This is a genomic window from Litchfieldella qijiaojingensis (genome assembly GCF_014651875.1).
Taxonomy (GTDB): domain Bacteria; phylum Pseudomonadota; class Gammaproteobacteria; order Pseudomonadales; family Halomonadaceae; genus Litchfieldella; species Litchfieldella qijiaojingensis.
In genome coordinates, this window is record NZ_BMXS01000020.1 from 22,527 (window position 1) to 48,592 (window position 26,066).

The following is a 26,066-nucleotide window of genomic DNA, read 5'->3' on the forward strand; positions in this document are numbered from 1 at the left end:
ACGACTTATTGGGCTACAGCTTTAGCTTTTCTGAATAGCTTGCTGACATCATGAATGAAGTCCCGGAGCACGTAGAGCAACAACAGAATACTCGCAACGAGGAGGCTTCCTTGAGAAATGTATTGCGGAATACCGAACACCGGTGTGACTTGCCCCTTCTCGAAACCCCAGGAAAAAAGGCTGTAGCTCCAGTTAACGAAAAAAGCCGCCATTACTACCGACAGGATTGTGGCAATAAGCCTCATTGTGTCGTGCAAGGCCTCGTTATCGGAAAAGGCTTGAAAGAAATCGGCACTGAGATGGGACCGCTCCCGCGAGGCCAAGGCCGCCCCGAGCATGTACAGCCACATGGCGGCCATCAACACCAGCTCCTCAAGGCCGAATACCTGCACGCCAAGCAGCGCCCTGAATACTATGCCGCCTACCATGGAAAAAGCGATGAAAAGGCCCAGCACCGTAACGGCAACCTTTATAATAAATGCGAGCGCATTATCGATGCGGGTTAAGTAATCCATAATGATTTTCATGATGTTACCCCAAAGGTATCGAACACAGAGTGGCCCTCACTAGCAGGAACCACTCCGTGTCACCCGGCAGGTATTATTTATTTAGGTTCTGATGCATGCTCGCGGACAGCGCTCATGACATCCGCCCCTAGGGACTCCTCCGCCTCGACCCACACTGTCTCGCGGACCCGTTCGATCCAGGCAGCCATCTCTTCATCGGACGGCACGATATATTCCATGCCCTCTTCCTGGGCCGTCTGGATCCACTTTTCATCCTCTTCCCTGGCATTCTCGAACTGCTCATTGACGACGATTTCCACGGCATCCGCGATGATCCCGCGATCTTCTTCGTCGAGTGCATTCCAGGAATCCTGATTCATCAGGAAGGTATAGAATGAGAAGTTATGCTTGGAGTGAACGAAATAGTCGAGCAGGTCGTTGAAATAGGTATAGTCCCAGTAGATCACATTACTCGAATCGCCATCGACGACCCCGGTCTGGATGGACGTGTAGACCTCGGACCAGTCGATGGGAACGGCCTGGAACCCCATGGCCTGTATCGTTTGAGGCAGCGGGAAGATGGGCTGTGACCGGAGCTTGATCCCCTTCTCCTGCGCTTCCTCGTAGTTAGTGGCATAGGTATCCGCTGTGGCTATACCGCCAAAGCCTTCCGGAAAGGGCCCCAGATATTCCAGACCAATATCCGAAAGGATGGGATCAATGACCTCCGAGATCCAGCCATCCTTGCCATAGGCATCTAGTGCTTCATCCCAACCCAAGGTCAGATAGGGCAGCGTTAGTACGCCAAGCCGCTCATCGTAGGACGTTTGAGGCCAGCCCAAAAAGAGGTCGATGTTGCCTCTGGACAACTGGTCAAAAAGCTCCTGAGGTCCACCGATCTCCCCCTGATAGAAGACATTCATGGTAATTCTTCCATCAGATTGCTCTGCGACTATATCAGAGATTCTTTTTACTGCCTGGCCTTGGGGCGATTCCCGGTCGCCTGCCTCCGTTGCTATCGTAAGCTTTAATTCCTCATCGCTTGCCCAAGTGGAAGCTGAGAAACCAAGAGCGGCGATAACCGATACTGCGGCTACGCTTGAGCTAACTTTTATTGAGCTTTTTAATGTCATAACACCTTCTCCAGACGAGCTATTGTAGTTAGGATCCATCTCTTGCTTGGCCATGGCCAAGCATGTATTCAAGCTATTACTGTGGCGGAGGTAATGGAAACGACTTTTCTTCAGCGCAAAACATAACCTGAGGTTATCGTTGCCATGACTTATGGGCAGACATTAATCGCCACATGCTGATGTTCGCTATCGGCGAGCAAGCTGCCATCCCCGGCAAGCAGGGATGGCAGGTAAGGATCACGCTATGTTGCGTGCTCAGCGACGCGTCAAGACAACTGGATCCAGGTCGTCTTGAGCTCGCAGTACTGGTCATGGGCATAGACCGACTTGTCCCGCCCGCCGAAGCCGGACTGCTTGTACCCGCCGAATGGCGTGGTGATATCGCCTTCCGAGAAGCAATTGACGGAGACGGTTCCGGCTCGAATGGCCGCGGCCATGCGATGCACGGTGTTGAGGTCTTCGCTCCACAGCGAGGCCGCCAGGCCATAGCAGGTATCGTTGGCGATGGCGATGGCTTCTTCTTCGGTATCGAACGGAATGACCGCCAGCACCGGTCCGAAGATCTCCTCCCGCGCCACCCCGGCATCCTGCGGCACGTCATCGAAGATGGTCGGGGCGACGAAGTAGCCGCCGCTCTCTTCACGGATACGGCTACCGCCCGTTATCAGCTTCAGCCCGTCGACCTTGGCCCGCTCGATATGGGCCAGCACCTTGTCCATGTGATCTTTCTCGATCAGGGCGCCGAGCTGCACATTGGGGTCGAGGGGATCACCAGTGACCCACTCCTCCTCGAGCTGGCGCTGCATCTCGTCGACCAGTGCGTCCTTCACCGAGCGATGCACGATCAGCCGCGAGCCCGCCGAGCAGTTCTCCCCCATGTTCCAGAAGGCGGCGGCCAGGACATTGCTCGCCACGGTCTTGAGGTCGCCGACATCGGGCATGACCACCTGCGGATTCTTGCCACCACACTCCAGCACCACGCGCTTGAGATTGCTCGCCGCCGAGTACTCGAGGAACCGCCGGCCCACCTCGGTGGAACCGGTAAAGGCGGCCAGGTCGATGTCGGGATGCAGGCCAATGGCCTTGCCGGCCACATGACCGAGCCCCGGCACCACGTTCAACACGCCGGCCGGGATGCCGGCCTCATGGGCCAGCTCGGCGAGCCGCAGCGTGCTGAGCGACGTCAGCTCGGCGGGCTTGAGTACCACGCTGTTACCCGTGATCAGGGCCGGTCCCAGCTTCCAGCCGGCCATCATGGCGGGGAAGTTCCACGGCAGCACGGCGCCGACGACCCCGATCGGCTCACGCTTGACGATGGACAGGACGCTCTTGTCGGTGGGCGTCACGGCGTCGTGGAGCTTGTCGGCGGCTTCGGCATGCCAGCGGATGGTGTTGGCGGTATCGGGGATATCGACATTGAAGCATTCGCCGATCGGCTTGCCCGCCTCCAAGGCTTCCAGGACGGCTAGTTCGAGGCAGTGTTCCTCGATCAGGTCAGCGAAGCGCTGCATGATGGCCTTGCGCTCGGCGGGGGGGAGTCCCGACCAGACCCCGGCCTCGAAGGCCCGGCGGGCGGCCTGGACAGCGAGGTCCACATCGGCGCCGTCACAGGCGGCTACCCGGGTCAGGAGTTCCCCGGTGGCCGGGTTCAGGGTGTCGAACGTTTCGCCTGAACTTGCGGGAACGAAGCGACCGTCGATGAAGGCCAGGTTACGATATTCGAGTTGCTCGATCTGACGCGCAATGGCGTCCGGAGTCAGAGTATCGGACATTGTTGTTCTCCTCGTGTCGGATGGTTCAGAGTTCCTTGCCGGCTTGCCACTCCTTCCAGGCAAGAGTCGAGCGCACGCCCAGGCCGAGGAACGGTTCGGGTGGATTGGCAGCGGGTTTGGGTTGTTCCAGCATGATATCGAGCAGTTCGCTCTCGACGCCGAGCGCGTACTCGGCGATCAACTTTCCGGAGATCGTGCCGCGCGTCAGGCCCAGTCCGTTCTGGCAGACGGCACTGTAGACGCCCGGGGCGATCTCGCCGAACGGCGTGCCTCCGTTGCGGGTCAGGCACAGTGCGCCTCCCCAGGTGTATTCCAGTTCGACTCCCCGCAGCATGGGGAAGCGCCTGTCGAACGAGCGTCGATGGGCGGCGCGCACGCTTTCCAGCGTTCCTCCGTTAGCCCGAACACTCGGGTTATAGGTGAAAGAGTTGCGGATGCAGATGCGCCCGCCTCCCATACGCCGCACCGTCGTGCCCATCGGGTCGGCCGGGATCAATCCCCAGCTTTCCTCACCGCCCAGGTCCGCTCGCTCCTGCTCGTTGAGGGGCCGGGTCAGGCTGCCGTAGGTGTAGACGGGCAGGAGGCGCCCCTTGAGCCCGAGCTGGCCGAACTGGGCGGCATAGGCGTTGTTGGCGAGCACCAGCCGGGGCGCCTTGAGTCGCCCCGTGTCGGTGACCAGCGTATGAGGCTTGCCGACGTTGATCTCGCGGACGGGACTGTCCTCGTAGAGGCGGACGTTCTCCGGCAAGCTGGTGCCGAGTCCACGTACCAGCGCAGCCGGCTGAACCAGCACGGCGCCTGGCGCATGCAGTCCGGCCCGATAGAAGTCGGTGCCGGTCACCGCCTGCATCTCCCGGGCATCGAGTTCGCGGTAGGGCTCGCCGAGAGCACTGAGCCCCTTGGCGAAGGTTTCCAGGGCGCGCAGCCCATGCGCCTCCACCGCCCCATGCAACTTGCCTTGCTCACGCCAGTCGCACTCGATCGCATGGCGCTGCACGATCTCACGCATGTAGTCGATCGCCCCCCGGTTGAGCTGGATGAGCTTGCGATCGGCCGACTGATCGCCGGTGTAACTATGCGAATTCAGGTTATGCGGCAAGTCCACCATGAAACCGGAATTGCGCCCGGCGGCGCCGAAACCGACACGCCGGGCATCCACTAGGGCGATGGCGGCGTTCGGCTGCAGCTCGGCCAGCCGCCGAGCGGCGGCCAGGCCGGCCAGCCCCGCCCCCAGCACCACCCAGTCTGCCTTCACTTCCCCTTGAAGTGGTGTCGAAGCGGGCGGCGGGGGCAGTGTCTCGTACCAGCCACAACGCCCGTCGTTCTGGGGCAGGAAATGGCATGTCAGCTGCATGGGGCGAATCTCCAGCGCAAGATGTCAGCCGCGGTGTTGAACCAGGGCATCATAGGTACGCCGGAAGCTGGCCTTCTCGGCTTCGCTCAGCGGTAGCAGCGGGGCCCGCGCAGGCCCAACAGACAGACCCGCCAGTTCACAGCCGTGCTTGATGTACTGGCAGAACTTGCCGCCCTGCTCGAGCAGGTTGAGCATCGGCAACAGCCGCATGGCGAGTTCCCGGCCGGCGACAAAGTCCTGGTCGACGACACAGGCCTGGTACAGCGCCACGTGTTCGGGGGCCAGGAAGTTGGAGGCGCCGCAGACCCAGCTCCGCGCCCCCCAGACGAAGAACTCCAGCACCTGGTCGTCCATGCCGCAACTCAGTTGCAGCTGATCACGGAACTCGGTCGCCAGCGCATGCATCCGCTCGATCGAGCCGGTGCTTTCCTTGATCGCCTGGAAGTTCGGACGCTCGCGTAGGGCCTCGATGAACTCGAGGCTCATCGGGGTGCCGGTGCGGTCGGGAAAGTTGTAGAGCATGATCGGCATGTCGAGGGCATCGTCGACACGACGGACATGGGTCAGCAACTCTTCCTGTGTCGGCTGGCAATAATAGGGAGCCGCCACGAGAATGGCATCGAAACCGGCAGTCTTGGCATGCTGGCCAAGCTCCAGGCTGTCCTCGGTCGTGGTGGCATTGATGCCCGCCATGATCGGGATGCGGCCCTTGGCATGGCCGGCCACGAAGTCGAAGACCTGCTTGCGTTCTTCCTTGCTGAGGGCATAGTACTCGCCGGTCGTGCCGCCGATGATCAGGCCATGCACCCCTTGGTCGATCAGCGTGTCGACCACCTTCCCCAGCGTGTCGAGCTCAATGGAGCCGCCCTGGGCGAAAGGAGTTACGACGGGTGTCCAGATACCATCGAAGTTCATGAAATCACCTTGTGATTGTTTGCTGGAAGATTGGTCGGTAAAACTGATGGTAAGCGGGCAACTTCGCCCCGAAAAAGCAACATTTAATCCCGGCAAATCATGACCAGACGTTATGGTCATACCTTCGTAGCAAAGCGCCACGCGGTGCCGACAGGTCGATGTGGAATGCTTATCCCTTACGAAAAGTCAGGCCAAAGACTTCAGGACTGGCGCTGCCTTCGGAACTTCGCGGGGGCGACATGAAAGAATTGGCGGAAGCAATGACGGAAGTGGGTAATACTGGTAAAACCACTGGCCACCGCGATATCGGCAATGGACTTGTTGGTCTGCTGCAGCAGTTGCCGAGCGTAAGTCACGCGGAGCTCAATATAGTAGCGGGACGGGGAGGCATCGACATAACGACTGAAGAGCCGTTCGAGCTGACGACGGGAGATGTTGACCCAGCGGGCTATCTCGTCCACCGAAAGAGGTTCGTCGATATTGTTATGCATCAGCTCCAGTGCCAGTTTCAGGGCTTGCGGCAGGGTAGGATCACGATCGAGGCTCAGGACGGAAACATCCATCACCTCTTGAGTCTTGTCACAATTGAGTATTTCCTCGATCGCATCGACAAAGCTCTGGTCATGATCACGTCTCAACCAGTCCAGCATCATGGAGAGCGAGCTATTGGCACCGGCGCAGCTGATCCGTTTCCTGTCCAGCACATAGGAATGCCTGGACAGGCGTACGCCGGGAAATGACTCGATCAGCATGGCCCGGGAGTCGGGATGTATTGCACAGTCATGGCCATCCAGCACTCCCGCATCGGCAAGAAAGAAGGAGCCGTTCCACAGCCCTCCCAAGGTCGTGCCTGCGGCATCGAAGCTGCGTAGCGTGGAGCGGATCAATGGCGAGCTCTGCAAGCGCACACGGAAGCCACCACACATGATGAGCAGGTCCAGCCGTTGTTCCTGAAGCCCCGATAGCTGGCAATCCGTCGAGATGGAGGTGCCCAGATCGCTGACGACCAAATCGCTCGTTGCACCGACCACCAGTACCTCGACCAGCGGTTCCCGAGTCATCAGGTTGGCGGTTACCAAGGCATCCACCGCTCCGGCGAAGGCCATCAAAGAGAAGTTATCCAGGAGCACGAACGCCACTCGTCGCACCGCAGGACACGGCCTTGAATCCTCCTCCGCGTTGAGGTGTGCCATGTTCTTGCGTTTCAACAAGCTCTTGAAGGAGGCGCTCATCATGTCACTCCAGGGGCCCCGACAACGTCGCATGTCAAGCATGCATCAATGGTTGAGGGAGAATTACGGCTGTTGTCCTGTGTCGCTTTTGGATAACCTGAAAGATACGGGTGCAGCGTCTTTTCCATGATCCGTAGTCTATGTTCCGGCCGATTATCGCTGACATCGACTTTTTTTCCAGGATGTTGATAACTTTTCATTATGACAACACACACCGATCCCGATCAGAGGCTGCTCAAGATGCCATCGCTGCGCGCGGTGAGATCCTTCGTGGCGGCGGCCAAGTATCAGAACTTCACCCGAGCCGCCGAGGCACTGTGCGTCACTCAAGCGGCCATCAGCCGGCAGATCCGTGAGCTCGAGAGCTACCTGGGTACCGAACTGTTCAAACGTACGGGGCGGTCAATAGAACTGACCAAGGCCGGCTCGATCTTCTTCGATGCGGCGCAACTGTCGTTCATCAATATCGCCCAGGCCGCGGAACGTATTCGTCAGGACCACGGCAACACCAGTAAGCGAGTCCTCACACTCTGTTGCTCTCCCGCTTTCTCGGCACTGTGGATGTCACGTCGGCTGCCGAGCTTCTTCAGTGCCAACCCGGATATCGACCTCAACCTGATCACCACCCAGAATTTCCTCTCCATGGAGCCCGGCGTGCTACCCGATATCTTCATCACCAAGATGGCCAAGGTGCGAGAGGGGTATCACAGTCATCCTCTGTTCCACGATGTCATTTATCCGATCTGCACCCCGCGTTACCTTGAGCAGCATCCCGAGATACGCAGCCTTGAAGGGTTGCGAGATGGCGTGCTGTTGAATCTCAGCCCCTATGGCCGCTCCCAGGTCGCCGAGCACGTGGACTGGGGGGTCTGGCTGGCCATCCATGATATCGACATCGAGAGCCGTTCCCGGGACAGCCTTCATTTCTTCAATGCCAATGACTACAACATGTTGGTGCAGATGGTACTCAATGATCAGGGGGTGGCCTTGGGTTGGGACCACCTCATCGGTCCGCTGGTCGACCAAGGCCAGCTGGTCAGGCCGGTCGAACAGAAGGTCGTACTGGAGGACACGCACCATTACATGGCCTACCGCGAGGACAAGGAGGACGACGAGGCACTGGGCCGCTTCCGAGACTGGTTCATGGACCAAAGCGGCGTGCCGACAGCCACCTGAGGCCTTAGGGTCTGGCGGGCAGGTGATGCGCCAGGCACCGGAACCTCACGTCAGGCCCAGATCACCTACCTCCTTGGGAACGGTATCCAGCAACCATTCGCGGAAGGCGCGAGCCCCGCGCCGTCGCGCCCACCTGGGTGAACCACTGTTGCCAGCTCATCCAGTCTTGGTCGGTGTCCTCCAGCGACAACAGGGTGCAGTCATACAGCGCCTCGGGGGCCAAGGTGAAGCTGAGATGGCGTGCCGCCGTATCTTCGATGCCTATGCCAACCGCCTGACCGCCAGTTCCACCCCGCGCAGCTCCGCCAGCCCTTTCAGGCGCCCGTAGAGCGGATAGCCGGGCCGGCTATCGCGATGCTGATCGTCGAGGATGTGATGCCCATGATCGGGTCGTAGCGGCAGACGCGGCCCGCCCTCGCGTTCGCGACGACGCTCCTCGTCCACCAGCGCCTGGATCACGCCGACCATGTCCACATCGCCGCTGAGATGATGGGCTTCATGGAAGGAACGCGGGTTCGGTGTTTCACGCTGCGTCGAGCGCAGGTGGGCAAAGTAGATATGCGGCCCGAAGCGCCGTGCCATCGCAACCAGATCGTTGGACTCGCTGACTCCGTAGGAGCCGGTGCACAGGGTCAGGCCATTGGCAGGACTTGGCGCGACATCGAGGATCCACTGGGCATCCTCGGCGCTGGATACCACGCGCGGCAAACCCAGCATCGGCCGGGGCGGATCGTCGGGGTGGATCGCCAGGCGAATGCCGACCTCTTCGGCCACCGGCACGACCGCCTTGAGAAAATTTCCCAGGTTCTCGCGCAGTCGCTCGGCATCGATGTCGGCATACTCCCTCAGCACCTCGCGAAACTGTGCCAGGGTGTAGTGCTCCTCAGCGCCGGGCAGACCCGCGATGATGTTGTTGACCAACCGCTGGCGCGCCACTTCGTCCAGGCTGTTCAGATAGCGCCGCGCCTCGGCCTTCTCGGCATCACCATATTCCTGCTCGGCACCAGGGCGCGCGAGCAGGTAGAGATCGAAGGCAGCAAAGGCGTTCTGATCGAAACGCAGCGCCAAGCCGCCGTCGGGCAGCCGCCAGGTCAGATCGGTACGCGTCCAGTCGAGCACCGGCATGAAGTTGTAGCACACGGTATCGATGCCGCAGGCCGACAGATTGCGTAGCGTCTGCTGGTAATTGGCAATGTAGGTCGAGCAGTCGCCACTCTGCTTCTTGATGTCCTCGTGCACCGGCACGCTCTCGACCACCGACCAGCGCAGACCAGCGGCCTCGATCATTCGCTTGCGTTCGGCGATGGCCTCGACCGGCCATACCTCGCCATTGGGGATCTCGTGGAGCGCTGTCACGATCCCGGTGGCCCCGGTCTGGCGAATCTCATCCAGGTGGATGGGATCCGGGGGGCCGAACCAGCGCCAAGTGTGTTCCATGAAAACCCTCCTAAACCAACAGGTGTTCTATGCGTTGCAGAGGAAACACCGAATAAACCGACGAGCATGCAGCAGCGCAGGGATTCACTTAGTGTTTCCCAAAGCCTTCGACAGGCCCTCTTCCGTCAGAGTGCGATAGGCCACGGTCACTGTCTCGGCAAAGCCGGGCCAGCGGGCCAGCGCCGATGGAAAAACGGCATCCACCGCGAGGAAGGCTTCGACCAGGTGCGCGGCACAATCGCCATGTTTCTCATGCAGTAAGGCAAAGGTGGCTGCCAGCGGATCGTCCACGGGATAGGCAGTGCCATGCAGATCGCGGCCTGCGGTATAGCGGATCCAGGCCGCCACGCCCAGCACCGTGCAAGGCACTTCGGCGCCAGCCTCGAGACGTGCCAACGCGCCAAGCAGCCAACGTTGAGGCAACTTCTGAGAGCCGTCCATGGCGATCTGCTGCAGGCGGTGGCGCAGGCTGTCGTTGGCGAAGCGTTCGAGCAGCGACTCGGCGTAGGCGGCCAGGTCGGTGCCTTCGGGCATATTGAGGGTTGGCGCCGCTTCGGCCAGCATGTAGCGACGCAGCAGTGCCTTCAGATCGCTGCGGCTCACCGCCTCGAAGACCGTCTCGATACCCTCCAGGGCGCCCAGATAGGCGAGCAGTGAATGGCTGCCGTTGAGCATACGCAGCTTCATGGTCTCGAAGGGCGCCACGTCGGCGACCATCTCCACGCCGTCGGCTTCCCAGGCCGGGCGTCCGAGTGGGAAGTCGTCCTCGACCACCCACTGCGAGAAAGTCTCGCCGACTACGGCATTGGGGTCTTCGATCCCCAGCTCGGCCAGGCGCGAGAAATCGGCGTCGGTCATCGCCGGCACGATACGGTCGACCATGCTGCAGGGGAAGGCCACCTCGCGCTCGATCCACTCGGCAAGCCCCACGTCGCGTATCGCCGCCAGCTGGACCACCGCAACCCGGGTGCGCCTGCCGTTGTCGGGCATGTTGTCACACGAGAGCACCGTGAACGGCGCCAGTCCCGCTTCACGGCGGCGTGCCAGCGCCTCGACCAGCAGGCCCGGCGCCGTGCGGGGTGCCGAAGGATCGTCGATATCGGCGGCGATGGCTGGATCACTGCGCAGTAGTTGGCCCTCGGCGGGGCTCAGGAAATAGCCCTTCTCGGTCACCGTCAACATCACGATGCGCACCGACTCGTCGCTCATTCGCGCCAGCAACGGTTCCAGGTCACGCCCCCACTGGCCGTCGGTATCGCGGCCGGCGAACAGCGTCTCCTCGATCACGCCGATCTCACGCAGGATGACATGCCGGCTGTCGGCGTACTCTGCGACATGGTAGCGATGCCCCGCCTCGCGCAGCCCATCGACCAACGCCACGTTGGAGCGCAGGTTGGCGCTGCACACGCCCCATCCAGGATCGCCACTACGCTGCCGATAGCGTTCCAGATAGACCGCCTGATGGGCGCGGTGGAAGGCGCCCAGCCCCAGGTGGACGATGCCGATGCGGCCGCTCGCCCCGGCCGTCGGCAAACGCTGGATATCACTCATGGTTGTCTCCCTGAGTCCGGATTGCGAGGGATCGCGCAGACATTGATTCATTGACCCATTATCAGATTCGGCAGCCACAGCGAGATGGCCGGCACATAGGCCACCAGCAGCAGCACGGCGATATTGCAGATCAGGAACGGCAAGATCGCGTAAGCTACCCTGAGCATCGGCAGGTTGCCGATCCCCGAGACCACGAATAGGCATACGCCCACCGGCGGCGTGGTCAGGCCGATCATCAGGTTGAGCACCGCCATCACCGCGAAGTGTACCGGGTCCATGCCCACGCCGGTGGCCACCCCCAGCAGCGCCGGGAACAGGATGATCAAGGCGGCGATGGTCTCCATGAAGGTGCCAACGAATAACAGGATCAGGTTGAGGATCAGGATCACCACGATCGGGTTCTCGCTGATGGTCAGGATCGCTCCGGCGACCATTTGTGGGATCTGCTGACTGGTCAGGATCCAGCCGAACAGGTTGGCCAGCCCGACCAGCAGCAGCAGCGCCGAGGACGTCAGCACGGTGTCGGTGAGGATCGCCGGCAGCTTGCGCCACGAGAGCCCCTTGTAGATGTACATGCCGACCACCAGGGCATAGAGGCTGGCGACGATCGACGCCTCGGTGGGGGTGAAGAAGCCGCCGATGATGCCGTAGAGAATGATCGCCGTCATCAGCAGCGCCCAGAAGGCGGTCCGCCCCTCGCGCAGCAGTTGCAGGAACGGCACGCGGGATTCCTTGGGATAGCCGCGGCGCACGGCCAGCACGTAGACGGTGATCATCATCGCCACCCCCAGCAGCAGCCCGGGAACGGCGCCTGCCAGGAACATCCGCCCCACCGAGACGCCGGTCAGCGACCCGGCGATGATCATCGGCACACTGGGCGGAATGATCGGGCCGATGGTCGAGGACGCGGCGGTCACCGCTGCCGCGAAGGGCTTGTCGTAGCCCGATTTGGCCATGCCGGGGATCATCACCGAGCCGATGCTGGCAGCATCGGCCACGGCAGTGCCCGAGATCCCCCCGAAGATCATCGAGCCCCCCACGTTGGCCAGCCCCAGGCCGCCGCGGATATGGCCCATCAGGGCATTGCAGAAGCGCACGATATGCTCGGTGATGTTGCCGACATTCATCAGGTTGCCGGCCAGCACGAAGCCGGGAATGCACAACAGCACGAAGGTGTCGATGCCCGCGTACATGCGCTGCGGCACGATGGTCAGCGAGATGCCCTCCACCAGCAGATAGACCAGCGAGGCGATGCCCAGGGAAAAGGCGATCGGCACCCCGACGAGCAGCAGCACCAGGAACACGCTGAACAGTAGGGTCACTTCCATTGGCGCGCCTCCGGACCGGACCGGGATGCGGGGCGCCAGAGGGCGAGGAGCCCCTCGATGAAACCGATCGCGCTATACAGCAGCACCAGCGCGAACAGCACCACGGTGGAGAAGAAGATATACAGCATGGACACCTTCAGGGTGGGCGAGGTCTGCCAGACCCCGTTCTCGGCGTACTGCCAGGCATAGGGCAGGACGATGAAGGCGAAGGCCCCGACCAGCAGGCACACCAGCGCCTGATAGCCTGCCCGCGCCCGCGGTCCCAGCCAGTGGTGAAAAAGTTCGACATTGACGTGACGATGCTGGCGAATCACCACCCCTGCCGACAGCGCCACCATGTAGATGAACAGGTAGCGCGACAGCTCCTCGGTCCAGGCCGGGGAGAACGGCAGGAACAGACGTCCCGATATCTGCAGCAGCACGGCCGCGGCGATTCCCAGCAGCGCCAGGTTGGCGAGCCAGGTGAACAGCGTGTCGAGCCAGCCGATCGCGCGACCGATCCACCCGCCGAGCCTGGGGACAGACGACAGGGCATCGAGGTTCTCGGCAACCTGACGCTCGATATCCGATTCTCGATCGAGAGCACTCATGGGCACTCCTCACGCAAGACGGCCGGGCGGGATGCTTCCGCCCGGCGCAGGGCTCACAGGTCCTGGATGGCTTCGAACAGCGCGCGCTGCTCCTCGTTGAGTGCCTCCAGCACGGCCGGGCGCGCCTTCTCGGCGAAGGCCTCGGTATCGACCTCGACGAATTCCATGCCGCGTTCCTGCAGGGCTTGCCCGAGGCGCTGTTCGTCCTCCGCAAACAGTTCGGCCTCGTAGGCCTGCATGGTCTCGGCGGCATCGAAGATCACCTGCTGCAGATCCTCGGGCATGCTTTCGAGCTGATCCTTGCCGATCACCACATAGATCCAACTGCGTACGTGGCCGGTGAAGTTCACGTAGTCCTGGACCTCGTAGAAGCTGGCACTCTCGATCAGGCTCAAGGGGTTCTCCTGAGCCTGGATGGTGTTCTGCTGCAGGGCGGTGAACACCTCGCTGAAGGCCATCGGCGTGGGGCGCGCGCCAAGCGCCTCCCAGGTGTCGACGAACAGCGGCACGTTGGGCACCCGAAGGCGAAGGCCATCGAGATCGTCGGGATCGCGGACCGGACGGTTGGAGGTCAGGTGACGGGGACCGCGCTCGAACCAGGCCAGCGGCACCAGGTTGGCCCGCTCGGTGATCTGGGCCTCGATCTCGTCGCCGATCTCACCGCTGACCGCCGCATGCAGATGCTCGGAGTCACGGAAGGCATAGGGCACCGCCATCATCGCCGCCTTGGGCGCCCAGTTCTGCAGGCTCTCGCCGGTAATGGTCATGTCGGCGGTCCCCAGCTGGATGCTGTTGATCACATCCATCTCGGCGCCGAGCTGCTCGCTGGGGTAGATCTGCACCTCGATGCGCCCGTCGGAGTTGGCCTCGACTTCCTCCTTGAACTTCACCGCGGCCAGATGCCAGATGTTCTGCTCATTGGCGAGATGGCCGAATTGCAGGGTGTAGTCGGCGGCCAGGGTGGCCTGGCTACCCAGGATGGCCGCCCCGAGGACGGTGCTGGTGATGAGCTGTTTGATCATGGCGTACTCTCCTGGCACTTGCTTGTTGTGGATTGTCAGCGATTGCGCGTATCGAGATGACGCCTCAGGCACCGATCTGGATCAGCACCTTACGCGCCCTTTCGGGATGGTGGTCGAGCATGTCGATGGCGTCGGGCATCTCATCGAACGCCAGCCGGTGGCTGACCAGCGCCAACGGATCCAGACGCCCTGAAGCCATCAGCTCGAGCACCTCCGGAAACTTGCGGTTGTTGAGTCGCGAGCCGACCAGGGTCAGCTCCTTCTTGATCACCTCCAGCTGCACCAGGTCGCTGGGCGTGGGGTTGAAGCCGAGCAGGCCGATGCGCCCGGCCGGCGATGCCAGGCGCAGCATCTGCGGCAACAGCGCCGGTACACAGGCGGCATCGGCGATCAGCGGCATGCCTTCACCGCCGGTGAGTTCGCTTACCGCGGTCTCGACGTCATCCTGCTGGCCATGCAGGGTGCGGGTCGCGCCTAGCTCGCGGGCGGTGGTCAGGCGGGCATCGATCACGTCGGTGACGGTGATGTCCTCGATGCCCAGTGCCCGCGCCATCTGCAGGATGGTCAGGCCGATCACCCCGGCGCCGAAGACCAGCAATCGATCCCCCGGCAGCGGCTGCATGCGACCCAGCACGTTGGCGGCGATCGAGTAGGGCTCGACCAACGCCGCGGCGTCCAACCCCAGTCCCTCAGGCAGGTGATGGACATTGGCCGCCGGCACGTTGACGCGCTCCTCGAAGCCCCCGTTGCGATGCACCCCGATCACCTCCAGCGCCGAACAGACGTTGGGCCGACCGATGCGGCAGGGGTAGCAGTGGCCACAGCTAACCACCGGGTCGATGCACACTTTGTCGCCCACGGCGACATCCTCGACGCCCTCGCCCACGGCCTCGACCAGCCCGGCGAACTCATGGCCGGTGATGCGCGGGAAACGCACGAAGGCGTTGTCGCCGTGGATGATGTGCATGTCCGAACCGCAGATGCCGGCGAAGGCCACCCGCACCAACACCTCGCCGGGCGCGGCCTCGGGCACATCGATCTCGGTGATGCGGTAGTTCAGCGGTGCACTTACCTGAAAGGCTTTCATCGTCGGTTCACCTCGTTACCAATGCCAGAGCGTGCCGTCTTCCAGTCGGTTGACCGGGAGGCTGGCGCGTTTGTAGGGGTATTTTTTTGCCAGTTCCTCGTCAATATCGACGCCGTGCCCCGGCGTCTCGCCGACCAGGAAGTGGCCATCCTCGAAGCGGTAGTCATGGTGAAAGACCTGCTCGGTGATCTCCTCGTGCGGCATGTGTTCCTGAATGCCAAAGTTGGGCACCCAGGTATCGAAGTGGATCGCCGCACCCAGGCACACCGGGGACAGGTCGGTCGGGCCATGGAAGCCGGTGCGCACGTGATAGAGCGCCGCCAGGTCGGCGATCCGACGCACATGGGTGATGCCGCCGCCGTGGGAAAGCGGCGTGCGGATGTAGTCGATCCACTGGTTCTCGAGCAGCTCGCGGTAGTCGTGGATCGAGTTGAACACCTCGCCCACCGCCAGCGGCGTGGTGGTGTGCTGGCGAATCAGCCGGAAACTCTCCTGGTTCTCGGCCGGCACGCAGTCCTCGAGCCAGAACAGGTGATAGGGCTCGACCTCCTTGCCCAGCCGCGCGGCCTCAATGGGCGTCAAGCGGTGGTGCACATCATGCAGCACGTGGAGGTCGTCGCCGAAGCGCTCGCGTACCGCGGCGAACAACTTGGGCACATGGTTGAGGTACTTCTCGGTACTCCACACATGCTCGGCGGGAATCGCCGAGTCCGCCGGCTCGTAGCGTTCGCCCTCACGCTTGGCCACGCCATAGATGGTGGGAATGCCGGGCACCCCGGCCTGCACGCGAACCGCCCGATAGCCGAGCTTGACGTGCTTGTCGACTTCCTCGAGGCAGGCATCGATGTCCTTGCCGGTGCAGTGGGCATAGGTCATCACCCGCTCGCGGCTCTTGCCACCCAACAACTGGTAGAGCGGCATGCCGGCCGCCTTGGCCTTGATGTCCCACAGCGCCACGTCGACGGCCGAGATGGCGGACATGGTTACCGGCCCGCGCCGCCAGTAGGCGCCGCGATAGAGGTAGTGCCAGATATCCTCGATGCGGCTGGCGTCGCGCCCGATCAGAGCCGGAATCACGTGCTCCTCGAGGTAGGCGACCACGGCCATCTCGCGGCCGTTCAGGGTGGCGTCGCCAATGCCGTGGATACCTGATTCGGTAACGATCTTAAGGGTGACGAAATTACGTCCCGGCGAAGTGACGATGAGATAAGCATCCTGGATCTTCATGCGCTGACCTCCTTGACCAGGGTCTCCGCCTGTTGGGCGCCGGCATCGAACATCTCGGGAAAGCGACGTACCAGATCCGGCAGCGACTGCAGGATCTCGCGTTGATGAACCCCCATCGCCTGTGCCGCCGCGTCGGCATCGCGGCTGGCGATGGCATCGACGATCATCTGGTGCTGATCGGTGAGCTTGGGGATCGGGGTCGACTCCGGAATACTCAGGTAACGCACCCGATCCAACTGCGCCTTGACCTCCTCGGTAACCCGCCAAGCCACACCGTGTCCCACGCCTAGCGACAAGGCACGATGGAAGTTTTCGTCGAGCTCGAAGAAACGGTCGTAATCTCCCGTCGTCTCACAACGCCGCTGGCGTTCGATCAGTTCATTGAGCTCGGCCAGCACACGCGGCTCGAGCCCTGCCTCTGCGGCAGCCCTGGCCACGGCGACCTCGATCGCCTCACGCACGAAGCGGGCCTCGAGCACCGCTTGCTGCGAGATTCTCACCACATAGGTGCCGCGCTGCGGGCGCACCTCGACCAGGCCCGCCTCCGAGAGCCGGATGAAGGCCTCGCGTACCGGCTGGCGGCTCACCGCGAAGGTGTCGGCCAGCTCCTTTTCGGACAACGCCTGTCCCGGCGCCAGTACCATGCGAATGATCGACTGCCGCAACACCCGGTAGAGGCGTTGGCGTACGGAGCCATTGTCTGGGGTATCCCGCCACAAGGACTGCAAGGTGGTGTTCATGACGCATTCATCCCGAAACTTGGATGTCGGCCGGCTGGCGACGGCACCCTGATATGACTAGTATGGTAGTATGGCAAACAAATTGGCAGACACAAGCCTGAATCGCCCTCACGCGATACGACCTTGGTAGAACGAAGAAAGATCGATTACACTGCAAGGAAAGGTTAAAGAACAGTGTTCAAAAAAGAAGGAAATCCAGGCTCAATTATGGCCGCGGGGAGCCGATAACTGTAACACTGGGTTCATGAGCCCTTGAGTTGACCCGAGAGGCCCGGCGATGACGAAACCACATTGTCTGTTGTTCGACTGCGACGGCACCCTAGTTGATAGCGAGCCCCTGCTTGCCGACGAGATGGCGGCAAGCCTGACCAACATTGGCCTGCCTTTCTCGCCCAGCGACTACATGGGCGAATTCCGCGGCGCCCGCTTCGTCAATATCGTGACCGAGTTGCAACGCCGTCACGGCGACATCGACCCGCAACGACTCAAGGAGTCCGAAGCCGACATGCGCCGCAAGCTGGCCGACCGACTGGCCACCGAGCTCCGCCCCCTGGAGGGCGTGCACGAGGCCCTGGATGCTCTGGCATCCTATCCCCGCGCGGTGGTTTCCAACGGTCCCGAGAACAAGATTCGTGCCGGCCTCGCCGCTACCGGGCTCAGCGACTATTTTGGCGACAAGCTGTTCAGCGGCTATACCGCCAACTGCTGGAAACCCGATCCCTGCCTTTACCTGCATGCGGCCAGCATCATGGGCTTCCGTCCCGATGAGTGCGTGGCCATCGACGACTCCATTGTCGGCGTCAAGGCGGCCCTGGCGGCCGGTATGACCGTGATCCATCTCAACCGCTTCCCCGACGCCGAGATGACCCCCGATGGCGCCATTGCCATCAGCAGCATGTACCAACTCCCCACGGTCGTCGCCAACCTGGCACGCGAACCTGCGCTGCTGTCATGAACCAGCCGAGTTATCCACAACACCTGGAGACAAAGACGTTGTGGATAACCCGGACGATGAGCACCGCTACCAACTGCGCTAAGATAACGCCACATTCTCCTCAGGAGTGCGGCATGGCCTCTCTTCAAGATCAGTTACGCGGTCTGGTCTATTCCACCGAGCATGGTCAGACCTGCCCCGACTGCCGTCAGCCCATCGACGCCTGCCAATGTACCGAGCGGGCCGAAAGCGAACGTCTGGCAGTTCTGGATGGCACCGTACGCATTCGACGCGAGACCAGCGGTCGCAAGGGCAAGGGTGTAACCACTATCGCAGGGGTGCCCCTGGCCAGTTCGGAGCTCAAGGCGTTGGCCAAGGAGCTCAAGAAACGCTGCGGCACCGGCGGTGCCGTCAAGGACGGGGTCATCGAGATCCAGGGCGACCACCGCGACGTCCTCAAGGCCGAGTTGGAACGTCGTGGCTTCCAGGTCAAGCTGGCAGGAGGCTGAACGGAGGATGGTCGCCCTTCACATGCTACGATCGCTGCCGCTATTGGCGATGCTGGTCCTGCTCGGCGCCTGCGCCAGCGGCCCACGCTTCGCGACCCTCGACGCCCGGGTGGTGCCGACTACCCCTCTCGAGTTGCCCGCAGACGCCGAGTTACGCGTGACATTGGAAGACGTTTCGCAAGCCACGGTGATCGCCGAGAGCATCTATACCCGCCTTGACGCTGGTCCCTACGATGTTGCGCTGCGCTACGACGCCAATGCCATCGACGATGACCATGCTTACGTCCTGCGCGCCCAAGTGCGGGCCGATGGCCGGTCGACACACGTCAGCCCCGAGCCCGTACCAGTGCTGACCGGCGATGTCCCCCCTGGTGTTATCGAGATTCCGCTGGAGACGATGAACCACTGACGGCGGTATCGGCCGCCTTGCGCCGCCCAAGCGATTCGACCAAGGCATTCAGCGTCAGGCCGACAGAAGCCTCTACCTTCAGGGCATAGAGGTCGTCGGCGCGTGTATAGCCAAGGTTGAGACAGGCGACCGGCTTACCCTGGCGCGCGGCCTCGCGGGCGAAGCGGTAGCCGGAATAGACCATCAGCGATGAACCCACCACCAGCAGTGCCTCGGCAGCCTCCAGAGCAGCCAGTGCCGCCGTTATCCGCTCGGCCGGCACACTGTCGCCGAAGAACACCACGTCCGGTTTGAGAATGCCATCGCCGCAACGCTGGCAGGCCGGGACCCGGAAGCTCGAGAAATCCTCCGCTTCCAGGTCGGCATCGCCGTCCGGTCCGGCCGCCGCGCTCCGCGCGAGCCAGTCCGGATTGAGCGCCTCGAGTTCGGCGTGCAGGTCATGGCGCATGCGCCGCCCCTGACAGGTCATGCAGCGCACCACCTCGGCCCGACCATGCAGGTCGATCACCCGCCGTGAACCGGCCTGTTGGTGCAAGCCATCGACGTTCTGAGTGACCACGGCGCTGACATACCCCATCGTTTCCAATCGCGCCAGAGCCCGGTGGGCAGCCCCCGGCCGCGCTTCGCTCAGCGCCCGGAAACCGATCAGTGCGCGTGCCCAATAGCGTTGCCGGGCGGCTGGGCTGGCCATGAACTCCTGGTGCCGCATGGGAGGGGAACGCTTCCACGCTCCCTGATCATCACGGTAGTCGGGTATGCCGCTCTCTGTGCTGACACCAGCACCGGTCAGCACCATCAATCGCGGATGACGTTCGACGAAAGCCGCCAATGCCTCTTGGTCGGCGGCCAGCAAGCGCTTACTGTCGGGCTGCATGCCGTCATCCTCCCGGGCAAGGATTCATGGCTCTCGATGGCCTGGGTTGGCTAGAATGGAGCGTCACCGACATCATATGGGCAAGGACTCCTCTCGATGGCCTGGCTGGAATACCTATTACCGTTGATCTTCCTGTTCCCCTTGGGGGCCATGGCGGTCATCGTGCTCGCCCTGCGCAACCTGCACGATGCGCGTGTGCGTTCTCCCTTCGATGCGCATCAACTGCGCGAACCCGGCCAGGTGCTGCGCGATCGACTCGACCGCGCCTTCGCCAGCCTCTTCCTCAACGGCGCCCTGGGTCCCATCCTCACCATGGTGCCGCTGGTCTACGGCATGGGGCGCATGCTGTTCGCCAGCGAACAGGACTGGCTCGAATGGGCGCTGTACGGTCTACTGAGCACCGCTCTGGTACTGTTATTCTGCTTCCTGTTGATCCGTGATTTCCAGCGTATCCGACGCATGAAGCTCGGCCTGGCCTGTGAACTCGCCGTGGGCCAGGAGCTCGAGCGCCTGATTCGCCCCGATGCCCACCCCTACTACGTCTTCCACGATATCCCTGCCGACACCTATACCATCGACCATGTCGCGGTCACGCCACACGGAGTGTTCGTCATCGAAACCCGTGCGCGTACCCCCCCTTTCGACGCCAATGGCCGGGAACAGAGTCAGGTGGCGGTGGAGCGGGAGCGCCTGCGCTTCCCTGGCTGGAGCGAACGCCTCCCGATGCGCAAGACTCGCCAGGCGGTCCAATGGCTGCGCCACTGGCTGGCGCGCGAATGCCGGGGAGAAGTGCCGGTGCGCGGCATCCTGACCCTGCCCGGCTGGGACATCGACGTCAGCCAAGCGCCAGGCGACCTGCTGGTGGTCAGCGGCGAAGGGCTGGCCGACCTGCTCGGTGCCATGTCCCTGGGGCGCTTCGACGTGGAAGTGCACGACCGGGTGATCCGGGTGCTGATGAAACGCGCCACCCTGACGGAGCTGAAGGATATTCAGGGCCCCTCGGTATAGGGAATTAGAAAGTGGGGATGGTAACTCGCGGATGACAGCGCCCGCGCCCCTGCATCGCCAGGCTCTCGGCGGCCGGAAAGTCGCCCAGCCGTTGGGCGTCGATACCGATGCGCACCTCGGTCAGCACCCGGTTGCCACGCCCGCGGCACTCCAGGCGCAGGGCGCGTCCGGTTCCCTCGCCAAAGGCGGCCTCGAAGGCGGCGATCAGGTCGTTACGGCCAACCTCGCCCCCTTGGTTGAGCGCCACGAAGGCGCCGAAAGCACTCTCGTTGACCGCTTCCAGCAGGGCCAATGACACTGCGAAATACCGCTCTTCCGGCAGCGCCAGGCAAGCCGCGTGCTTGGCATACTGGTAGCGATCCAGGCAACTGGCGCGCCCGGGCATGGCGTCGTCCAGGGCGCTGGCAAGCTCGGCGGGAAAATCGAACGGGGGATGCGCGCGACAGAAGCTCCCATCGGCACGCGGCTGCTCGAGAAAACACCCCTCGCGCCACCAGCGCGGTCGGTCGACACCACGCTCGGCAAAGCGTTGCGGTAGTGACGGCCACAGCCCATGCAGAACGAAGCCCTGCTCGGAGCCCTCACGCAGCGACGGCTCGCGGCATTCGCGAGGCGGACGCGATTGCGTACTACAAAAGCCGGGGTGCCAGGTCAGCGCCAGAGTGTAATGATCGAATCCCTCGCTCTCGAGCGTCGGCGCGGCTGCAGTGGACACCCCCCAGCCAACCAGGAGCGCCACCATCGCCGACAGGACCACCACACGGAGTCGCCACTTCCAGTCGTTCATCACTTCACTCAGTCGCCTTTCAGGCGCCCGCCCATCTCTTGTGCCAGATCCACCGCATAGTGGTCGGTCATGCCACCGATGAAGTCGAGCATGCGCCGGTAGCTGTCGTATAGCGACCACGACGGCCGCGGTGTGTTCTCGCCGATCAGCGCCAGCACCCGCTGGTGCTTGAAGGTCGAACGGCCCGTGTAGTGCAATTCATGGGCCGCACCGATGAAGGCTTCCAGCAAGATTCCCAAGGTGGTGTAGGCGCCGATCTCCAGCTTGGCCTTGCGTTCGTTCTGGAAGATCCGCTCGCGAGCCAGTTGCTTGGCCGCTTTCACTCCCCAGTCCAGGTCCGGGTGGCAAAGCTCAAGCAAATCGTCCCGCAGGTTGCCGTTGAGCAACTCCTGCTCGTGCTCGACGAACACCGCGCCCACGTCGTTCACCGCACGTTCCATGGCCGCGCCTCGCAGGGCAGCGATACGCCGGCGCTGAGAGACACCGTCGCGCTGCATGTCGTGATATTCCGGCGGCAACTCGCCGGCGATCTGGATCAGCACGTCGGCGACTTCGTCGAAGCGTAGGATGCCCATTTCCAGACCATCCTCAAGATCCAACAGCGCATAACAGATATCGTCGGCGGCCTCGACCAGCCAGGCCAAGGGGTGGCGACACCAGGTCCACTCGCCGCGAGGCTTCAACCCCAGGCGACTGGTGACCTCAGCCAGCAAATGCTTCTCCGACTGATAGCAGCCGAACTTGCCGGCCACACCACCATGCTCCACCGTCCAGGGATACTTGAGCATGGTCCCCAACGTGGCCCCGGTCAGGCGCATGCCGCCCTTGAACTGGTTGTATTCGATCTGGGTGACGATGCGAAACCCCTGGGCATTACCCTCGTAGGTCAGCAAATCAGCGCGCTCGGCGTCGGAGAGATCATCGAGCAGGCCGCTGCCGTCACTCTCTGCACGCTTGAACCAGTCGCGGATGGCGTACTCACCGGCATGGCCGAAAGGCGGGTTGCCGATATCGTGGCCCAGACAGGCGGCCTGGACGATCACGCCCAGGTCGGCCGGGGTGATCCACTCGGGCAGCCGCTCGCGAAGCCGCTCGCCGACGATCATACCCAGCGAACGTCCCACGCAGCCGACCTCCAGTGAGTGCGTCAGGCGGGTATGAATGTGGTCGTTGTCGGTCAACGGATGAACCTGGGTCTTGCGTCCCAGACGGCGGAACGAACCGGCGAAGACGATCCGGTCGTGATCCTTGTGGAAGGGACTGCGACCGATCTCGCCGCGCGCCTCGCGCGGCTTGTCATTGAGGCGGTCGGGCGAGAGCAACCGCTCCCAGTGCATCTGCGTCATGGGCGATTCTCCTCGAGAAACCCCATTCTGGCACCCTCCGAGCTACCCGGCCAGCCATCACTCCGGCATTGGCTGTGTACACCATCAAGCATGTTCGTCCTTGGCCCACACCTGCAGCCCAGCTACGCCCGCTGCTTGACCATCCAGCTAAATACTAACCCAGCGACGATCAGCGTGATGGCGAACGCATAGATGCCGATGGAGATGCCGCTATTCCATAGGATGCTCCAGTCGCCGCCGGAGATCGACATCGCTCGCCTCATGTTGTATTCCATCTGGCCGCCTAGCAGCAGCCCGAGCACCACCGGCACTGTGGGAATCTCGAGTTTGCGCAACACGTAGCCGAGCACGCCAAAGGCCAGCATCAGGTACAGGTCGAAGGCGCTGTTGCTGAGCGAGTAGACACCGACGAAGGCCACCATCACCACCATCGGCATCAGGAACCAGCCGGGCGCCTGAAGCACCTTGGCGAAGAACCCTACCAGCGGGATGTTGAGCACCAGCAGCATGACGTTGCCGATGAACAACGCCGCCACCAGTCCCCAGACCATCTCCGGCTGCTGGGCGAACAGCAGCGGCCCCGGAGTGATGTTCATCGACAGCAGCAGTGCCAGCAGGATCGCCGTGGTACCGCTGCCGGGAATCCCCAATGACAGCATGGGGATAAGGGCACCGCCGGCGGCGGCATTGTTGCCCGCTTCCGGGGCCGCTACGCCGCGCGGGTCGCCGCGGCCGAAGTCACCCCGCTTCCCCAGCCAGCGCTTCTCCAGGGTATAGGAAAGAAAACTGCCCAGCGCGGCGCCGGCCCCCGGCAGAACCCCGGAAATGAAACCAATCAACGAACTGCGGGCGATGGTGGGGCTGCATTGCCAGGCGCTACGCATGCCCGGAATAGCCGAGCCGAGCTTCATGGTGGGCTTGCTGCCATGCTGGGTATTCTCGAGGAAAACCAGGCATTCGGAGATCGCGAACAGGCCAACCAAGGCGACGATGAAATCTATGCCGTCATAGAGTTCGAACCAACCAAAGGTGTAGCGCGGTACGCTGCTGACCGCGTCGATCCCCACAGTGCCCAGCAGCAGCCCCAGGCAGGCGGCGATGAAGCTCTTGGTCAAGCTGCCACTGGTCACGCCGCCGATGGTGGCGAAGGCCAGCACGAACAGGGCGAAGTACTCGGCCGGACCGAAGCGAATCGCGAAGCCCACCAGCAAGGGCGCGAACAGCGTCAAGCCGATGGTGGCGACGGTGGCACCGATGAAGGACGCCACTCCGGAGAGCCCCAGCGCCTCGCCCCCTCGCCCCTTGAGCGCCATGGGATAACCGTCGAGCGTGGTCATCATGGCCGGTTCGTCGCCCGGGATATTGAGCAGGATGGAACTGATGCGCCCCCCGTACATACAGCCGTAATAGATGCTGACCAGCAGGATCAAGGCGGCAGTGGGCGTCAACCCGAAGTTGAAGGTCAAGGGAATCATCAGCGCAACGCCGTTGACCGGCCCCAGCCCGGGCAGGGCACCGATCAGCGTACCCAAGGCACAGCCGATGAGCGCCAGAAACAGATGCTGAGGCTCGAGCGCTACGGCGAACCCCTGGGCGAGGAAAGTGAGAATATCCATAGCGAAGGGGTTACCAACTCAGGCCGGGCATATTGGGAAGCGGCATGCCCAGGGCGAATTCGAACAGGGCGTAGAGCCCCACTGTCAGGATGGCGCCGCTGACCAGCGACTGCTTCCAGGGCGCTCCGAACAGCCGGATCAACACGATGACGGTGACCAGGGACGCTGGCAGAAAGCCCCAGGGCTCGAGAAAGGCGGAATAACCTCCCAGCAGCATCAGCGCCCCAACCTGACGCAACAGGGCGGCACGGTGCGGCCAGCGCTGGTTGAAGCCGGGACGCAGGATCAGATAGAGCGCCAGCAGGCCCAGCGGCACGCTGACCAGGCGGGGAAAGGCGCCCGGCCCCACCGGCTGCATGAAGCCGGTGGCGAAGCTGTGTGAATGCCACCAGGCGCCTGCCGCCAGCACCGCCAGCACGGTGCCGGCGATGCGGTCGCCGACGACACCGGAAGTGCGTAACGACTCCATGCCGGACTCATTCATACCGGGATCGCTCACTGGATGACCCCGATCTCCCGAGAGACCGCTTCGACCTCATCGATCGACTGGCGCACGAAGTCGTTGAACTCTTCACCGCCACGCCATAGCGGTACGAGGCCGTTCTGCTGGGCGACGTCCTTCCACTCGTCGCTCTCATAGAGTGTCTGCAGGGTATCGACCATGGCAGCGTAGTCCTCGTCCGACACCTCGCCACCGGTGTAGAAACCGCGCCAGTTGTAACCGGTTACATCGTAGCCTTGGGAGACGGCGGTCGGGAGATCGGCGAAGGGCTCGGGCAGCGGGTCGTCGGACAGCACCGCCAGGACCCGCACGTCACCCGACTCGATGAAGCCGGCGATCTCGCCCAGATCGGTGGAGACGACATCCACATGGCCACCCATCATCTGGGTCACGGCCGGGCCACCACCGTCGAACTGTACCCAGCGCACGCTGCCGATCTGGTCGGCCGGCATGCCGGCAGCCTTGGCCAGCATCAGGGCACGAATGTGATCCCATCCCCCAGCCCCACTGGAGCCTGCCATGGCCAGCGAGCCCGGTTCCTCGACCATGGTTTCGAGCAACTGGTCCAGGCTTTCATAGGGACTCTCATCGTCGACCAGGATGACACCCACGTCCGTTCCCAGCATGGCCAACCAGCGCATGGTGTCGGCGCCGCCTGGATACTTGCCCTGAGCGATCTGGGTCATGCCCACCGTACTGGTGGCGACGACCACATCGCTGTCGGCGGGACGCTTGCTGGCCACGTTGGAAAACGCCACGGCTCCGACACCACCCGGCATGTTGGTGACCTGAACCGGGCTGTCCACCAGTTCCAGATCTAGCAGCAATTTGCCTACCGAACGGCAGGTGAAATCCCAGCCGCCCCCGGGATCGGCCGGGGCAATGCATTCACTAATGGGCAGCGCCTGGCTTGGCGCGCTGAAAGCCAAACCAAGACTCAGCAAGGTCGAAGCAGCAAGAGTGTGGCGGGCATGCTTGAAAATTGGCATCTTGTCGTTCCTCCGCTTGTTT

Annotated in this window: 25 protein-coding genes; 5 read left to right on the top strand and 20 right to left on the bottom strand. The window is 62.6% G+C overall.

All coding sequences use genetic code 11. The annotated features are described in order from the left end of the window. Positions 1 to 5: 5 nt before the first annotated feature. From IE093_RS16660 to IE093_RS16685, 6 genes are all read right to left on the bottom strand, one after another. Positions 6 to 527 carry a TRAP transporter small permease gene (locus IE093_RS16660; RefSeq protein ID WP_189471159.1) on the bottom strand — a complete coding sequence of 174 codons (522 nt, stop codon included), beginning with the start codon at positions 525 to 527 and terminating at the stop codon, positions 6 to 8. 77 nt (positions 528 to 604) lie between these two features. Beyond that, on the bottom strand, positions 605 to 1,639 hold the full coding sequence (gene dctP, locus IE093_RS16665) for a TRAP transporter substrate-binding protein DctP (protein ID WP_189471161.1): 1,035 nt from the start codon (positions 1,637 to 1,639) through the stop codon (positions 605 to 607). A 266-nt stretch (positions 1,640 to 1,905) separates the two neighbouring features. Further along, complete coding sequence (locus IE093_RS16670) at positions 1,906 to 3,411, bottom strand: aldehyde dehydrogenase (protein WP_189471162.1); 1,506 nt, start codon at positions 3,409 to 3,411, stop codon at positions 1,906 to 1,908. A gap of 25 nt (positions 3,412 to 3,436) precedes the next feature. Next, entirely contained in the window at positions 3,437 to 4,765 is a 1,329-nt protein-coding gene (locus tag IE093_RS16675; RefSeq protein ID WP_189471164.1) for an NAD(P)/FAD-dependent oxidoreductase, read from the bottom strand. Between the two features lie 24 nt (positions 4,766 to 4,789). Beyond that, a complete protein-coding gene (gene dapA, locus IE093_RS16680) occupies positions 4,790 to 5,680 on the bottom strand; it encodes a 4-hydroxy-tetrahydrodipicolinate synthase (RefSeq protein ID WP_189471166.1) in 891 nt (296 codons plus the stop codon). 200 nt (positions 5,681 to 5,880) lie between these two features. Further along, positions 5,881 to 6,915 carry a GlxA family transcriptional regulator gene (locus IE093_RS16685; RefSeq protein ID WP_229803673.1) on the bottom strand — a complete coding sequence of 345 codons (1,035 nt, stop codon included), beginning with the start codon at positions 6,913 to 6,915 and terminating at the stop codon, positions 5,881 to 5,883. A 198-nt stretch (positions 6,916 to 7,113) separates the two neighbouring features. Here IE093_RS16685 and IE093_RS16690 point away from each other — a divergent pair, with 198 nt between their 5' ends. After that, positions 7,114 to 8,088 (top strand): LysR substrate-binding domain-containing protein, encoded by a 975-nt coding sequence (locus tag IE093_RS16690; protein ID WP_189471168.1) that lies wholly within the window; start codon positions 7,114 to 7,116, stop codon positions 8,086 to 8,088. Between the two features lie 261 nt (positions 8,089 to 8,349). Here IE093_RS16690 and uxuA read toward each other — a convergent pair whose 3' ends face one another. The 8 genes from uxuA to IE093_RS16730 all read right to left on the bottom strand — a co-directional run bounded on the left by uxuA (position 8,350) and on the right by IE093_RS16730 (position 17,070). Next, complete coding sequence (gene uxuA, locus IE093_RS16695) at positions 8,350 to 9,525, bottom strand: mannonate dehydratase (protein WP_189471170.1); 1,176 nt, start codon at positions 9,523 to 9,525, stop codon at positions 8,350 to 8,352. A gap of 84 nt (positions 9,526 to 9,609) precedes the next feature. Beyond that, on the bottom strand, positions 9,610 to 11,076 hold the full coding sequence (locus tag IE093_RS16700) for a mannitol dehydrogenase family protein (RefSeq protein ID WP_189471172.1): 1,467 nt from the start codon (positions 11,074 to 11,076) through the stop codon (positions 9,610 to 9,612). 47 nt (positions 11,077 to 11,123) lie between these two features. Beyond that, entirely contained in the window at positions 11,124 to 12,404 is a 1,281-nt protein-coding gene (locus tag IE093_RS16705) for a TRAP transporter large permease (RefSeq protein ID WP_189471174.1), read from the bottom strand. After that, the gene (locus IE093_RS16710) at positions 12,395 to 12,994 is read right to left on the bottom strand and encodes a TRAP transporter small permease (RefSeq protein ID WP_189471176.1); all 600 of its coding nucleotides are present in this window, start codon (positions 12,992 to 12,994) and stop codon (positions 12,395 to 12,397) included. Before IE093_RS16710 ends, IE093_RS16705 begins: the two co-directional genes overlap by 10 nt. A gap of 53 nt (positions 12,995 to 13,047) precedes the next feature. Continuing rightward, the gene (locus tag IE093_RS16715; RefSeq protein WP_189471178.1) at positions 13,048 to 14,016 is read right to left on the bottom strand and encodes a TRAP transporter substrate-binding protein; all 969 of its coding nucleotides are present in this window, start codon (positions 14,014 to 14,016) and stop codon (positions 13,048 to 13,050) included. Positions 14,017 to 14,080: 64 nt separating this feature from the next. Next, on the bottom strand, positions 14,081 to 15,103 hold the full coding sequence (locus IE093_RS16720; RefSeq protein ID WP_189471180.1) for a Zn-dependent oxidoreductase: 1,023 nt from the start codon (positions 15,101 to 15,103) through the stop codon (positions 14,081 to 14,083). Between the two features lie 15 nt (positions 15,104 to 15,118). Then, entirely contained in the window at positions 15,119 to 16,330 is a 1,212-nt protein-coding gene (gene manD / locus IE093_RS16725; RefSeq protein WP_189471182.1) for a D-mannonate dehydratase ManD, read from the bottom strand. After that, positions 16,327 to 17,070 (bottom strand): GntR family transcriptional regulator, encoded by a 744-nt coding sequence (locus tag IE093_RS16730; protein ID WP_189471184.1) that lies wholly within the window; start codon positions 17,068 to 17,070, stop codon positions 16,327 to 16,329. Before IE093_RS16730 ends, manD begins: the two co-directional genes overlap by 4 nt. A gap of 277 nt (positions 17,071 to 17,347) precedes the next feature. Here IE093_RS16730 and IE093_RS16735 point away from each other — a divergent pair, with 277 nt between their 5' ends. From IE093_RS16735 to IE093_RS16745, 3 genes are all read left to right on the top strand, one after another. After that, the gene (locus IE093_RS16735) at positions 17,348 to 18,025 is read left to right on the top strand and encodes an HAD family hydrolase (RefSeq protein WP_189471185.1); all 678 of its coding nucleotides are present in this window, start codon (positions 17,348 to 17,350) and stop codon (positions 18,023 to 18,025) included. 113 nt (positions 18,026 to 18,138) lie between these two features. Beyond that, positions 18,139 to 18,513 (top strand): translation initiation factor Sui1, encoded by a 375-nt coding sequence (locus tag IE093_RS16740; RefSeq protein WP_189471186.1) that lies wholly within the window; start codon positions 18,139 to 18,141, stop codon positions 18,511 to 18,513. Between the two features lie 22 nt (positions 18,514 to 18,535). After that, on the top strand, positions 18,536 to 18,922 hold the full coding sequence (locus IE093_RS16745; RefSeq protein ID WP_189471187.1) for a YbaY family lipoprotein: 387 nt from the start codon (positions 18,536 to 18,538) through the stop codon (positions 18,920 to 18,922). Here IE093_RS16745 and IE093_RS16750 read toward each other — a convergent pair. After that, complete coding sequence (locus IE093_RS16750; RefSeq protein ID WP_189471188.1) at positions 18,888 to 19,796, bottom strand: NAD-dependent protein deacetylase; 909 nt, start codon at positions 19,794 to 19,796, stop codon at positions 18,888 to 18,890. The two genes, IE093_RS16745 and IE093_RS16750, sit on opposite strands and share 35 nt — an antisense overlap. A gap of 96 nt (positions 19,797 to 19,892) precedes the next feature. On the opposite strand from IE093_RS16750, the gene IE093_RS16755 reads away from it, so the two are divergent. Further along, a complete protein-coding gene (locus IE093_RS16755; RefSeq protein WP_189471190.1) occupies positions 19,893 to 20,804 on the top strand; it encodes a nuclease-related domain-containing protein in 912 nt (303 codons plus the stop codon). A 4-nt stretch (positions 20,805 to 20,808) separates the two neighbouring features. Here the strand turns inward: IE093_RS16755 and IE093_RS16760 are convergent, their stop codons facing one another. The 5 genes from IE093_RS16760 to IE093_RS16780 all read right to left on the bottom strand — a co-directional run bounded on the left by IE093_RS16760 (position 20,809) and on the right by IE093_RS16780 (position 26,044). Further along, complete coding sequence (locus tag IE093_RS16760; protein WP_229803676.1) at positions 20,809 to 21,591, bottom strand: ribonuclease T2 family protein; 783 nt, start codon at positions 21,589 to 21,591, stop codon at positions 20,809 to 20,811. A gap of 8 nt (positions 21,592 to 21,599) precedes the next feature. Next, entirely contained in the window at positions 21,600 to 22,937 is a 1,338-nt protein-coding gene (locus IE093_RS16765) for a deoxyguanosinetriphosphate triphosphohydrolase (RefSeq protein WP_189471191.1), read from the bottom strand. Between the two features lie 122 nt (positions 22,938 to 23,059). Further along, positions 23,060 to 24,553 carry a tripartite tricarboxylate transporter permease gene (locus tag IE093_RS16770; protein ID WP_189471192.1) on the bottom strand — a complete coding sequence of 498 codons (1,494 nt, stop codon included), beginning with the start codon at positions 24,551 to 24,553 and terminating at the stop codon, positions 23,060 to 23,062. Positions 24,554 to 24,563: 10 nt separating this feature from the next. Continuing rightward, entirely contained in the window at positions 24,564 to 25,022 is a 459-nt protein-coding gene (locus IE093_RS16775) for a tripartite tricarboxylate transporter TctB family protein (protein ID WP_189471194.1), read from the bottom strand. A gap of 26 nt (positions 25,023 to 25,048) precedes the next feature. Beyond that, positions 25,049 to 26,044, bottom strand: coding sequence for a Bug family tripartite tricarboxylate transporter substrate binding protein (locus IE093_RS16780; protein WP_189471196.1), 996 nt, complete (start codon positions 26,042 to 26,044; stop codon positions 25,049 to 25,051). Between the last annotated feature and the right edge of the window lie 22 nt (positions 26,045 to 26,066).

What these genes read in the sequence shown, in the direction of transcription:
- IE093_RS16660 (WP_189471159.1), bottom strand. Translation starts at nt 527, where the DNA reads ATGAAAATCATTATGGATTACTTAACCCGCATCGATAATGCGCTCGCA.
- dctP (WP_189471161.1), bottom strand. Translation starts at nt 1,639, where the DNA reads ATGACATTAAAAAGCTCAATAAAAGTTAGCTCAAGCGTAGCCGCAGTA.
- IE093_RS16670 (WP_189471162.1), bottom strand. Translation starts at nt 3,411, where the DNA reads ATGTCCGATACTCTGACTCCGGACGCCATTGCGCGTCAGATCGAGCAA.
- IE093_RS16675 (WP_189471164.1), bottom strand. Translation starts at nt 4,765, where the DNA reads ATGCAGCTGACATGCCATTTCCTGCCCCAGAACGACGGGCGTTGTGGC.
- dapA (WP_189471166.1), bottom strand. Translation starts at nt 5,680, where the DNA reads ATGAACTTCGATGGTATCTGGACACCCGTCGTAACTCCTTTCGCCCAG.
- IE093_RS16685 (WP_229803673.1), bottom strand. Translation starts at nt 6,915, where the DNA reads ATGATGAGCGCCTCCTTCAAGAGCTTGTTGAAACGCAAGAACATGGCA.
- IE093_RS16690 (WP_189471168.1), top strand. Translation starts at nt 7,114, where the DNA reads ATGACAACACACACCGATCCCGATCAGAGGCTGCTCAAGATGCCATCG.
- uxuA (WP_189471170.1), bottom strand. Translation starts at nt 9,525, where the DNA reads ATGGAACACACTTGGCGCTGGTTCGGCCCCCCGGATCCCATCCACCTG.
- IE093_RS16700 (WP_189471172.1), bottom strand. Translation starts at nt 11,076, where the DNA reads ATGAGTGATATCCAGCGTTTGCCGACGGCCGGGGCGAGCGGCCGCATC.
- IE093_RS16705 (WP_189471174.1), bottom strand. Translation starts at nt 12,404, where the DNA reads ATGGAAGTGACCCTACTGTTCAGCGTGTTCCTGGTGCTGCTGCTCGTC.
- IE093_RS16710 (WP_189471176.1), bottom strand. Translation starts at nt 12,994, where the DNA reads ATGAGTGCTCTCGATCGAGAATCGGATATCGAGCGTCAGGTTGCCGAG.
- IE093_RS16715 (WP_189471178.1), bottom strand. Translation starts at nt 14,016, where the DNA reads ATGATCAAACAGCTCATCACCAGCACCGTCCTCGGGGCGGCCATCCTG.
- IE093_RS16720 (WP_189471180.1), bottom strand. Translation starts at nt 15,103, where the DNA reads ATGAAAGCCTTTCAGGTAAGTGCACCGCTGAACTACCGCATCACCGAG.
- manD (WP_189471182.1), bottom strand. Translation starts at nt 16,330, where the DNA reads ATGAAGATCCAGGATGCTTATCTCATCGTCACTTCGCCGGGACGTAAT.
- IE093_RS16730 (WP_189471184.1), bottom strand. Translation starts at nt 17,070, where the DNA reads ATGAACACCACCTTGCAGTCCTTGTGGCGGGATACCCCAGACAATGGC.
- IE093_RS16735 (WP_189471185.1), top strand. Translation starts at nt 17,348, where the DNA reads ATGACGAAACCACATTGTCTGTTGTTCGACTGCGACGGCACCCTAGTT.
- IE093_RS16740 (WP_189471186.1), top strand. Translation starts at nt 18,139, where the DNA reads ATGGCCTCTCTTCAAGATCAGTTACGCGGTCTGGTCTATTCCACCGAG.
- IE093_RS16745 (WP_189471187.1), top strand. Translation starts at nt 18,536, where the DNA reads ATGCTACGATCGCTGCCGCTATTGGCGATGCTGGTCCTGCTCGGCGCC.
- IE093_RS16750 (WP_189471188.1), bottom strand. Translation starts at nt 19,796, where the DNA reads ATGCAGCCCGACAGTAAGCGCTTGCTGGCCGCCGACCAAGAGGCATTG.
- IE093_RS16755 (WP_189471190.1), top strand. Translation starts at nt 19,893, where the DNA reads ATGGCCTGGCTGGAATACCTATTACCGTTGATCTTCCTGTTCCCCTTG.
- IE093_RS16760 (WP_229803676.1), bottom strand. Translation starts at nt 21,591, where the DNA reads ATGAACGACTGGAAGTGGCGACTCCGTGTGGTGGTCCTGTCGGCGATG.
- IE093_RS16765 (WP_189471191.1), bottom strand. Translation starts at nt 22,937, where the DNA reads ATGACGCAGATGCACTGGGAGCGGTTGCTCTCGCCCGACCGCCTCAAT.
- IE093_RS16770 (WP_189471192.1), bottom strand. Translation starts at nt 24,553, where the DNA reads ATGGATATTCTCACTTTCCTCGCCCAGGGGTTCGCCGTAGCGCTCGAG.
- IE093_RS16775 (WP_189471194.1), bottom strand. Translation starts at nt 25,022, where the DNA reads ATGGAGTCGTTACGCACTTCCGGTGTCGTCGGCGACCGCATCGCCGGC.
- IE093_RS16780 (WP_189471196.1), bottom strand. Translation starts at nt 26,044, where the DNA reads ATGCCAATTTTCAAGCATGCCCGCCACACTCTTGCTGCTTCGACCTTG.